Annotated in this window: 11 protein-coding genes; 1 reads left to right on the top strand and 10 read right to left on the bottom strand. The window is 43.7% G+C overall.

Annotation, left to right across the window (positions count from 1 at the left end):
• Positions 1-478 precede the first annotated feature (478 nt).
• The 10 genes from trxA to LZF95_RS18400 all read right to left on the bottom strand — a co-directional run bounded on the left by trxA (position 479) and on the right by LZF95_RS18400 (position 10,428).
• Entirely contained in the window at positions 479-784 is a 306-nt protein-coding gene (gene trxA / locus LZF95_RS18445) for a thioredoxin (protein ID WP_233756502.1), read from the bottom strand.
• 264 nt (positions 785-1,048) lie between these two features.
• Positions 1,049-1,594, bottom strand: coding sequence for an OmpH family outer membrane protein (locus LZF95_RS18440; protein WP_233756501.1), 546 nt, complete (start codon positions 1,592-1,594; stop codon positions 1,049-1,051).
• Between the two features lie 14 nt (positions 1,595-1,608).
• Complete coding sequence (locus tag LZF95_RS18435; protein ID WP_233756500.1) at positions 1,609-2,139, bottom strand: OmpH family outer membrane protein; 531 nt, start codon at positions 2,137-2,139, stop codon at positions 1,609-1,611.
• A 93-nt stretch (positions 2,140-2,232) separates the two neighbouring features.
• Positions 2,233-4,929, bottom strand: a complete 2,697-nt coding sequence (locus LZF95_RS18430; RefSeq protein WP_233756499.1) for an outer membrane protein assembly factor — start codon at positions 4,927-4,929, stop codon at positions 2,233-2,235.
• A 7-nt stretch (positions 4,930-4,936) separates the two neighbouring features.
• On the bottom strand, positions 4,937-5,674 hold the full coding sequence (locus LZF95_RS18425) for an isoprenyl transferase (RefSeq protein WP_233756506.1): 738 nt from the start codon (positions 5,672-5,674) through the stop codon (positions 4,937-4,939).
• An 83-nt stretch (positions 5,675-5,757) separates the two neighbouring features.
• The gene (locus LZF95_RS18420) at positions 5,758-6,507 is read right to left on the bottom strand and encodes a DUF6089 family protein (protein WP_233756498.1); all 750 of its coding nucleotides are present in this window, start codon (positions 6,505-6,507) and stop codon (positions 5,758-5,760) included.
• A 104-nt stretch (positions 6,508-6,611) separates the two neighbouring features.
• On the bottom strand, positions 6,612-7,487 hold the full coding sequence (locus LZF95_RS18415; protein ID WP_233756497.1) for an NAD kinase: 876 nt from the start codon (positions 7,485-7,487) through the stop codon (positions 6,612-6,614).
• Between the two features lie 3 nt (positions 7,488-7,490).
• The gene (locus LZF95_RS18410; RefSeq protein ID WP_233756496.1) at positions 7,491-8,156 is read right to left on the bottom strand and encodes a CBS domain-containing protein; all 666 of its coding nucleotides are present in this window, start codon (positions 8,154-8,156) and stop codon (positions 7,491-7,493) included.
• Positions 8,157-8,247: 91 nt separating this feature from the next.
• A complete protein-coding gene (gene chrA, locus LZF95_RS18405; RefSeq protein ID WP_233756495.1) occupies positions 8,248-9,447 on the bottom strand; it encodes a chromate efflux transporter in 1,200 nt (399 codons plus the stop codon).
• Positions 9,448-9,450: 3 nt separating this feature from the next.
• Entirely contained in the window at positions 9,451-10,428 is a 978-nt protein-coding gene (locus tag LZF95_RS18400) for an isopenicillin N synthase family oxygenase (RefSeq protein ID WP_233756494.1), read from the bottom strand.
• Between the two features lie 74 nt (positions 10,429-10,502).
• Between LZF95_RS18400 and LZF95_RS18395 the strand changes: the two genes are divergently transcribed.
• Positions 10,503-11,270 (top strand): hypothetical protein, encoded by a 768-nt coding sequence (locus LZF95_RS18395; RefSeq protein WP_233756493.1) that lies wholly within the window; start codon positions 10,503-10,505, stop codon positions 11,268-11,270.
• Positions 11,271-11,293: the final 23 nt, after the last annotated feature.

Raw genomic sequence — 11,293 nt, 5'->3', positions numbered from 1 at the left:
CCTTAAAGGCTACATTTAAGTCTTGTTTTTGCACACCTCAAAATACATGTTTTGAGTTAAAACAGGAAAGGCTAGCCGAGAAATCGACTAGCCTTTTAAACTAGCTACTTTTGAGACAGCCTCTTTTTATTATGTGCTTATAGTATCAATGAACATAGGGAAACTAAGTAGGGCCTGCTGAAAAACGCTTTTAATATATCAAAAACTATAATTTTGAATGATTAGCACATTTTTTTGGGAGAATAGTTTTTCAGCAAGTGCAAGCTTTTTAAGGATAAAAGGCCTTTATCCATGCATCAGAAAATTATAAAACCAAGATTTTCAAGCTAGCCTCAGCCATACCATCTTCTACGTTGGCCTCATTCGAAGTATAAGCATACATCTTCACTCGGCCGCCTTGAACCTGGCATAGCTGAGACTTTTTCAGCAAGCCCTAAGTATGGATTCCACATGGAGTATTTCTCCACATTTGCCAATTTCAAATAAAGCCTTTGAGCGCATGTATCAAATCCCTTTTGGTAATCAAGCCCCCTTTTCTCCAAAGGATTTTTCCTTTTTTAAACAAAATGTAATTGGGGATGGAGCGTACGGCAAAATGTTGTACGAGTTGAGGGTTTTTATCGATGTTGATCTTTAGGAGCTTGATTTTTTCTCCAAGCTCAGCCAGGACTTCATCGATTATGGGGTCCATAGTCTGGCATGGGCCACACCACTCCGCATAAAAATCCACCAAGATGGGCTCTTGGCTTTTAAGCATTACGTCTTTTGGATTCCGCTTGGGCATGGTATTTAAAATAAACTGTCCTAAAATTAGGAAGGGGCAACTGTAAATGAAAGTCCAAATTGGATCCTGCTTCTGGAGAAGCAGGATAGTGGAGGAGAAGCAGGATAACAAAGGAAAGGAGAATACATGCTCCTCTCCAAGCGTCGCAGACGGAAATGATTAGGAAAAATCTGCGTCCTCTGTGGACTTAACGGTAAGGAAAGGAACAAAAAAAACCGCTGGTTCAATCCTGAACCAACGGTTTTCCTTTAATTTCTTTTTGAATTAATTCCCTGCCGGAGCAGCTGGCATTTCCAGTCCTAGCTTCGCCAATACCAATTCAGTGAATTTATCTTCCTCTTTGGTGTAAAGAAGGATAGGAGCCTGTCCTGCAGACTCAGCAAAGATATGTGTGTAGTTGTTTTCTGCTGCCACAGCATTGATCGCATTGATTACTTTATTCTGTACAGGAGAAAGAAGCTCGCCAAGCTTTCTTTGGTAGCTGATTTGAGAATCATTTTCCATTTTCTGTAAGCTATTCTGAAGTTCAGTCAATTCTTTTACTTTAGCAGCTCTTGCATCTTCGGTCATAGACTGGGATGATTGCTCAAACGTTCTTACCTGGCGCTGAAAATCTTCGCCTTTCAGTTGCATGGTAGTCTGCAATTGTGTTTCATAATCCTTGATGTCAGCAGCTATCTGCTCCATTTCCGGCATCAAATCCATGATAAATTCCACGTTGGTATAACCAATCTTTACATCTTGAGCCTGAGCTGCGAATCCTACGCAAAGCAAGGCTACTGCGGAAAGGATAACTTTTACTTTGATCATTTCTGTGTTTCTGTTTATTTGTTGTCTTCTATTCCCAATTCCTCCAATATAAACTCCGAATAGTCATGCCTGGGATCTGTGTAGATAATCGCTGAGGGTGCGGCGGCCTTATCAAATAACATTCCCAGATTGTTCCGTCTGCTTACCCGCTCCATAGCATCGTAGATTTTTGACTGTAGGGGTTGCATCAGTTCAGCCTGCTTTTGGAAATACTGCCCGTCTATGCCGAAAATCCTATTATTGAATTCTTGGGATTCCTTTTGTTTTAATTTAATCTGTTCCAGCCTTTGCTGGTACATTTCTTCTGTGAGAAGAACTTCTTCTGCTTTGAGCTGTATGGTAAGTTCTTTGATCTCTTTATCCAAATTTTGTGCCTCTTTCTTCCATTCCGAACTTATCTTTTCCAGCTCTTCTTGGATAACCTTATAGTCCGGATGCTTGTTTAAGATGTACTCCGAATCAACATATCCTATCTTCTGTGCCGTTAAAGATACTGACTGGAGGACAAAGAGCAGCAAAAATACAATTTTCAATGATTTATTCATGCGTTTTGAAAATTAACACTTGCTATATTTTGGCACATTCCATGAATGGCAATTTTTGCATAAATTAACTATTCCTGCCTGTAAAAGCCAGACTTATCGTAATTGTTGCCCTATGGTAAAGTGGAACTGTGAACCACTTCTAGTTCTTCCTCCGGGGATAGGATCGAAACCATAGCCCCAGTCAATACCGAGCAATCCAAATGCAGGCATAAATATCCTGGCTCCTGCTCCTGCGGATTTTTTCAGATCATAAGGATTGAAGTCCTTGTATGACCCCCAGTTATTACCTGCCTCGGCAAACGCGAGCAAAAAGATGGTGGCGGAGGGATTGGGAGATACCAGATACCTCACCTCCATTACATATTTGTTATAGACCACCCCTCCATAAGGATCTGCACCTTCCTGGCCTCTGGTGTCTCTGCCTGGGGTGATGGACTGGTTTTCGTACCCACGTAGGCCAATGATCTCTTGACCTAATGCGAAATTGTTCATGGTCATCCCGTCACCACCCATTACGAACCTTTCCAATGGGATGATGCCCAGCTTATTGCCGTAGGAGCCCAAGAATCCCATATGTGCTCTGGCACTTCCTACTAACTTGGTGGAGCCAAATAAAGGAGTATAGACGGAGGCATCAAACATCCACTTATGGTATTCCAGCCATTTATACTTTTCCTGATCAGGGGATTCATCATTGATGCTCTTGTTTATGGAAGTATAAGGAGGAGTGAATGTACCGGATAGAATGATGTTTGATCCGAATCTAGGATAGGTGGGATTGTCAATATTATATCTTGCAATTGTGGTATTCCATGCCAAACTGTTTGAAGTTCCTGTAGGATAACTTAGCCCAAATGAGGTTCCAAAACGGTCAAACTCGTAGATCTGAAACTGCAGGGAGTTTCTGATGCTGAAGTTATCATCCGGCCAGGTTACTCTTTTGGCCAGTCCCAGTGTCAAGCCGGTGATTTTGAAATAGCCTAGTTCATCCCCAAAACTTGATTGGTTAAAGAAATCAACCTGCCGTTGCACAGAGTGGTTGAATGAGAAGCTTAACGCATTTGGTTTCTTCCCACCAAACCAAGGTTCCGTCAGGGATACGGAATAGTTTTGGAAAGTACGTCCGTTAGCCTGTACTCGAAGTGAGAGCTTTTGCCCATCTCCTACAGGTAGGGGATCCCACTTGGAAAAATCACCAATATTGCGGATGGAGAAATTGTTGAATGAAAGTCCTACTGTACCTACGAATCCGTAAAATCCGCCCCATCCTCCTGAAAGTTCTATCTGGTCATTAGGACGCTCTTCCAGGTTGAATGTGATATCCACTGTAGCGGCTTCGAAGTTTGGTCGAAGATCAGGTTCGATTTTTTCGGGGTCAAAGTAACCCAAAGTGGAAAGTTCCCGGATAGTACGAACCAGAAGCTCTCTGTTGAATTTCTGACCGGGCAGGATACGGATTTCCCGCATGACTACGTGGTCGGAAGTCCGTTCATTTCCTTTGATGTTGACAGAGTTCACCGTCACTTGCGGCCCTTCCACGATCCTCATTTCCAGGTCTATGGAATCTCCTGCTACATTTATTTCTACCGGATCTATATCAAAGAACAGGTACCCGTCATTCTGGTAAAGGGAACTTACATCATCCCCTCTGGTAGGATCATAGTTGAGTCTTTTGTCCAGTTTTTCTTTATCATAAACATCCCCTCGCTGAATACCGAGCTTCGCAAGCAAGACTTGGTCCGGGTGGATGAAATTTCCGTTGAAGGTGATATTTCTATAATAATACTTACGTCCTTCCTCCAAGGCGATATCAATGTTGATCTTGTCCTCACTAAAGTCGTAAACAGAGTCTGCAGTGATTTTCGCATCTCGGAACCCCCTACTTTGGTAGAAATTGATCACATTATCCTTGTCATTTCTATATTCTTTAGGAATGTACTTGGAGCCGTTGAAGAAATTGAGCTTGAAGTTTTTGTTGATGTAGTCTTTCACATCTTCATGCGAGGCAGAATCAGTGTATAGGATGGTATTTTTGATGTCTTCTGCACTGGCATCCGTCAGTCTGGAAAAACCGTCCTTGAACACACTTACTCTGGCATGCTCCTTAGTCTTTTTAAGCTTCTTTTTAAGTTTGGTGTCATTCAGCTCTTCATTGCCATAGAACTTGATCTCATTGATTCTCACCTTTGAATTTTGGGTTACGTCGAAAATCAACTTGACCGAGTTCGGAAGTGTGGTGTCTCTTTCCTGCTTGATTTTGACATCCGCGTTCATAAATCCCTTGTCCAGGTAGTACCGCTCGATAGTCCGCTTGGCATTATTCAACACATCGTCTCTGACCACACGCCCTCTGATGTTGACTTTGTCGCGAAGTTCACTTTCCTGGGTTTTGTTCATTCCGGTAAATTCCACACGGGAGAACCTTGGCCGTTCGGTAAGGTCGAGTAACAAGGAGATATCATCCCCTTCAATCTTTGTCACCAAGATCTTTACGTCTCCGATAATTCCCTGTCCCCATAGCTTTTTGAGGGCATTGGAAATAGCATCTCCCGGCACCTCGATCTGATCATCCACTTTCAGTCCGGAGAGGGAAAGTATGGCGATTTCATCCAGGGTGGTGAGGCCTACGGCTTTTATTTCTGCGATCCTATATGTTTTAGGCTGGGCATAATTCATCTCCAAAATATCGATTGGCTTGCTTGTGGCATAGCGACTTTGACCCAAACGTATTTGCGCCATTGCTGAACTTGCCCATACCAGACAAAACAGAATCAGTAAACTTTTTTTCATTAATTACTTAAGATTTAACTTGCTCACCCGTTTTGCCGAATCTCCTTTCCCTTGATTGGAAATCGGAAACCGCAGCAAAGAGGTGCTCTCTTCTAAAATCCGGCCATAGCACAGGGGTGAAATACATCTCTGTGTAGGCCAGTTGCCATAGTAGAAAATTGCTTATCCTGTATTCACCACTAGTTCTGATCATCAATTCAGGATCAGGATAGTTGGCGGTTTGCAGGTGTTCGGCCATTACTTTTTCTGTAATGTCCTCCACATTCAATTTTCCTTCTGAGACTTTTTGAGCAATGTGTTTAGCTGCGTGAGTGAGCTCCCAGTGACCGCTGTAGCTAAGTGCCAGGATCACTTTGAGACCGGTGTTTTTGGATGTTATTTCCTTCACCTTCATCAGCGTCTTATAGGCTGATGGAGGGAGGCTTTCCACATCCCCTATGCTTTCTAATCTGAAGTTGCCGTTCATCAACATGGGGATCTCATCAGACATAGTCTTTACGAGCAGTTCCATTAGTCCGTCAACTTCTGCTTTGGGTCTAGACCAGTTCTCGGTGGAAAAGGAGAACAAGGTCAGGTATTTAACACCTAGGCTGTCTGCTCCTTCTATAGCCTCCCGGACTGCCTTTGTGGCGTTTTTATGCCCAAATATGCGCATAGCGCCTTTCTTTGTGGCCCAGCGTCCATTGCCGTCCATGATGATGGCAATATGCTTTGGGATGTTGATGTTGTCTGATACTTCCTTCATTCCAGCCGTCTCCGGTCCCTTACTTTTTTGGAGGTACAAAAATGCCATTTCTTTTCCAAATATTTGCCCTAGGGCCCGATTTATTAATATGCGTAGCATTTGGTAGTCATGATAGTATAGCTGATTGTTACCCCGAAGAAGTAGTACCAATCCTTGTCATATGCATTCCCGAAATTGATCCCGTAGGGTTGGTCAGGATTGTTTGGATCCTGGAATCTGGGAATGACCGGTTCTTTACTGTCTATTTTATCCAGGTAATCTGTAAAGGTTGGTCTAAAGCCGAGTTCAGCGGCTAAAGTCCAGCGATCGTCAAGTTGGAATTTCACTCCTCCACCAAAGGGAATAACCAGCGTCGCCAGATTATACCTAGTGGAGACATTGTATTGGTGCGTGTTTCCCTTTGCAAAGACTAGCGTATAGCCTACCCCAAAGAAAGCATATGGTGAGAACCGGAATTCGGAATTTTGCGTGAGGTAGTCCAGAAAGTTGAACTCCATCACAGCAGAACCTTCCAGTACCCCAGCTCTAAACCTGCCATCTCTGGCCTTTGCCAGTTGGTCTATGGGCTTGATGCTGTCAGCCGCATTAAGGCCACCACCGGAAATGCCCACCCGCAGTGACCACACATTGTCAAAATTTCTCCTGCCAAACAACGTGCCTTGAGGTCCTAATTGACCCGGATCAATCTTCCTGATTATATCACCTGAATAAGCCGCGACTCCTATGCCGCCGCCTATTTCGTATTTCTGCGCCTGAATTTCTCCGGTAATACCTAAGAAAAGCAGCGGAAATAGGAGTAAGTAGTTGGTAATCTGAAAATTGACCTTTTTCAAGACGATGCAAGATATGAAGTACCTAACGTTTAAAAAACGCATGAAAGTATTTAGCGGGTTAATAATTGTTAAGCTCAAATCGGGTAGGTCTTCAGTACTCAAATTTAGTTTCTCATGTCAAAACCCCAGTTTAGCTTTTGTCTTAAAGTATCAAAGAAATGATAATGAGGCAACTTTACCAATTTTGCGGAAAAGTTTTCCTTCTTCACACTCAGTTTCATCTCGGAGGAAATCGACGTAGATCGAGAGTCCAAAGATATTAAGAATTTCTCTGCCCGCCCTTCTATTTCAAAACTGATCTCACTTTCATCCGAAACAATGATAGGACGAACATTCAGATTGTGAGGGCTAACGGGCGTGATGACGAAGTTTTTCGCCTCTGGGGATATCAATGGGCCGCCACAGCTTAAGGAATATCCAGTGGAGCCCGTAGGTGTGGAAACAATCAAGCCATCCGCCCAATAGCTGTTTAGGTATTTTCCGTCTATATAGGTGTGGACCGTGATCATCGAAGAGGTATCACGCTTATGGATAGTGAATTCATTCAGCCCGAAGTTCAAGCCATTGAATAATTTTTTATGGCTATCCAAGGAAACAAGTGTTCTTGATTCTATTTGGTAATTGTCCGTTGCGAGTTCGGATATGGCTTCAGAAATTCTCTCTGTTGCCACTGTGGCCAAAAAGCCCAGCCTTCCCGTATTGAGGCCTAAAATCGGGATTTCTAGTTCACCCACAAGGCACACTGCGTCCAGCAAGGTGCCGTCCCCTCCTATGGAAATCACAAAATCCATAGATGCCATTTCCTCTTTGTTTTCCAGTGCCCAATAGCTAAGGGCATTTCTCCCAAGCTTGCGCAGCTGTCGGTCAAATTGCTCTGTGGCGAATATTTCAAAATGATGCCTACTAAGCGCATCAAAAAGTGACTTAACATCCGGGAGCAATTCTGCTTTCAGCGCTAAGCCATGAAGTGCGACTTTCATGCCCTAAATGTCTAAAAATCTTAAAAGGTTACCGATTCTGTCTTCTTCACTGCTGACTCCTGATTCTTCCTGATAATGATCAATGACCTTATACCCGAACCGTTCCAGAGTAGCTTTGATATGGCGAAGCTCAGTCTGGTCCAGTTTTAAGGTGAGCTTGATCTTGGTGTCGTCCAAGGGATCCGTTGTGATAAAGGAACTGAGCACCTTGGAGTTTTCTGATTCTATAATTCTGGAAATCTCCGAAAGGCTATAATCTGTCATAGCCAGGGATAGGATCACCACGCTGCCTTGGGATTTGATAGAAAGGCTGTCCGCAAAGGCAGCTATAGAATCTTCCATCGTGACTATGCCAAGATAGTTTGACTCTCTGTCCAGTACTGCTACCAGATTGGAATGTTGTTCAGAACTCACTCTCAATACATCGTAGATATGCTTGTCCGAGAACACCCAGCAATCAATGTTTTCCGGTTCGATGTCCGCAATCAGTGTGTCTGGATCGTTTTTTTCAAAAATCTTATCCTCCTTGATCAAGCCTAGAAACGTGCCTTTGTCTATCACCGGGAGTACGTCAGTTCTGATTTCCTCCATCCACGCCAATGCCATTCCGGTTTTGTCGGAAAGCTTGAGCGGTGGGATCAGATTATTGATGTATTCGTATGCGTGCATAGAAGAAAGATAGGGAATGAATTTAAATTTTAAAACGTGAGTACACCTCTTCTTGTTTCTTTTGGCAGAAAATAGCGATGTTTTACTTGTCCTAAAGGAAAAAATTGTTGTAAATAATGCCGAGTATCACCCCTCCGGCAATGATTACCGGGGAGGACACCTTAGTAAACTGCAGCAACATATACGTTGCAAGAATAAACACAATATTTATGCTATTTGCCTCTAAGGGCTCAAAAAGCAAGTAGGCAGCGGCAATCAACATCCCACAGGAAACAGCATTGATTCCTTCCAGAGCAGCCCTTATTGGTCTGTATTTTTTCAGCTGGTCCCAAAATCTGATCACAAAGAAAATAAGAAAAATCCCCGGCAGGAAAATTCCCGCAGCGGCTATTAATCCCCCGATAATAAAGCCTACTGTTCCGAATTCCCTCATGGATAAGGCACCTACATAGGAGGAGATTGTGAACGTAGGGCCTGGAATCCCTTGGGAAATGGCATATCCGGTAAGAAATTCCTCTGAGCTCAGAAAATGCTTAAAATCCACAAATTCAGTATATAAATAGGGGACCAACACCTGCCCGCCTCCGAAAATCAAGCTTCCGTTTCTATAGAAGTTCTCGAAAAGCAAGATGGGTTGATATTTTGTAATTGCGCCCAGTGCCGCGGCCAGGACAAGCACTCCGCCCCAGAGATAGAAGTTGGCCCATTCGATTTTAAGAGGGGTGTCTTTTTCGAGCTTGGGTTGCTGCTTGTATTTGAAGGAGGTGATTAACCCACCTATCACCAGTAATACAGGGAAGATATAGGGAGAATTGTAGAAAAAGGATATAAAGGCAGAAATCAACACCAACACCATTGCTTCAGTGGTCTTTATTGTTTTCCCGATTATTTTTTGAGCGGCAAAGATGATAAACCCAATCGCCATGGGCTGGATAAAACGGGCGAAATCCAGTGCCCCGGGTGTGCTTTCCTGAAGGAAATTGATCAGCATTGCCGCTAGGATCATAAGCAATGTGGCAGGTAGAATCCAGGCAAGCAATGCTAAATAAGCCAGATTGGGACCGCCCACCCGGAAAGCAATAGCACAGATCAGCTGTGTGGAGGAGGGGCCTGGGAGCATATTGCAGAGTGCGTTAAGTTCCCAAAGCTCCTCTTCCAAGATATAGGCTTTCATTTTCACCATACGGTCAAGTAGCATTGCAAGAAATGCCTGTGGGCCGCCAAAAGCGGTTATAGAAAGCATAATGGTATCTTTCAGAAACAGGTAGTATCGGACTTGCTTAACCGACATGCCTTATTTTCTTAGCCCCAGCTCTCGGAGACGCTCTTCCAAAAACTCACCGGCAGTGGCATCCTCAAATTGCTTGGGATGTTCTGAGTCCACACAACTGTCCAGACAGGTGAGGTCCATTTCTGATCGAGGATGCATAAAGAAAGGAATGGAATACCTGCTGGTGTTCATCTTGTCCCGGGGCGGATTCACTACTCTATGAATGGTGGATTTCAGTTTTTTATTTGTGAGTCGCTCCAGCATGTCACCCACATTGACCACCAACTGATCAGGGAGTGCCGTTATAGGGATCCATTTGCCGTCTCTTCTTAGCACCTGAAGTCCGTCTGCACTTGCTCCCATTAGTAGCGTGATCAGGTTGATATCCCCATGCTCCGCAGCTCTCACTGCATCTGCCGGCACCTCATCAGGTTTTTCTATAGGGAAATAATGGATTTGCCTTAAAATTGAATTTCCATGGGCAACCTTTTCCTCAAAATAATTTTCCTCCAAGTCCAGAGAGAGCGCGATCGCCTGGAGCATTGCTTTCCCGGCGTTTTCAAGGGTTCTATATGCTTCATTGGCATCCTTTTGGAACTCAGGAAGCTCTGAAGGCCAGATGTTTGGTGGGTACTCCGCTTTGATGGGGTCTGTGTCCGGGATTCTGCTGAGCTCTTGCCCTACGTGATAAAATTCCTTTAAATCACCGGTATTACGGCCTTTGGCATGTTCTTTACCTTTACCCGTGTAGCCTCTTTGAAATCCTATTTCAGGCTTCTCGTATTTGGCCTTGATCTCATCCGGTAGTCTGAAAAAGTCTTTTATTGACCCGTATAACCTATCTTGTAGGTCTTGGGATAAACCATGGTTTTTAATGGCAACAAAACCAATATTCTGGTACGCTTCTCCTAACTTCTGTACAAATGCCGCTTTTTTTTCAGGATTGCCGGAAGTGAAGTCGGCTAAATCTAAACTTGGGATCTCATCAAATAGGATTTCCATATGATTACGTATAATAGTTCAAGGTCTAATTTATGTTTAAAATTAGATATCTTTAATTTCAATTTACACGCTGTATGAATAAAAACCTGACATTCCTCACATTGATTTGGCTTTTGTCGGCATGTTCCTCAGAAAAAGAACGCATTAATGAGGAAGTGGTAACTGCTCCACCCCCAGAGGTGGCTGTGGAGCCTGTCTCTCCTCAAGTGAAATTTTTTCAGTATGAAGACCAAGCGGCCTACCCTGATGCTATTCTTGAGTTATATACCCCTCTGGGGAACCAATCCTTCAAGGCAGGCAAGATCCCTTTCGAGTTTAATGTAAAGAATTTCCCTTTTGACCTGAACGAGACCAGGGAGTTTAAGCTATTCAATATTCTGAATGGTGGAGATCCTGTGGGGTTTTATTCTCCCATATTCCAGAGAGACCTGACTGAAGGCAGTTACCGGGTTGTCGCATATTTGGTTGATGAGGAAGGTCTGGCGTTGAAAAACTTTGGCAATTATGTAGATAGGGATTTTCAGGTCGGTAATTCCAGACCTTTTCCCTATTCTGGAGAGCCTTATTTAGCGGTGAATTATCCCAGGTCTGATCAGGTTTATGAGGCTGGTAGCGAAGTGATCATAGATTTTTTGGTTGTAGGGGGCGACATGAAGTTGGATGGTCTCAAAGTGTCTATTGAACTAAATGAGATGAAGTACGAGATCGACCACATGGCTCCGGTAAGAGTGGAGAATCTGCCGGAAGGCAACTATACAGTCAAAGTAAGATTGCTCCACTCTGGTGGAAAAGAGCTGGATGGGCCATTTTCAAGTGTGAGTAAATCGATCATTGTTCGCTAACATGCTTATCTTTGGGGCTTCAA

It is taken from the genome of Algoriphagus sp. AGSA1 (assembly GCF_021390545.1).
GTDB lineage: Bacteria > Bacteroidota > Bacteroidia > Cytophagales > Cyclobacteriaceae > Algoriphagus.
Note: the sequence above shows the minus strand (reverse complement) of the source record. Positions and strands in the feature narration are given on the sequence as shown.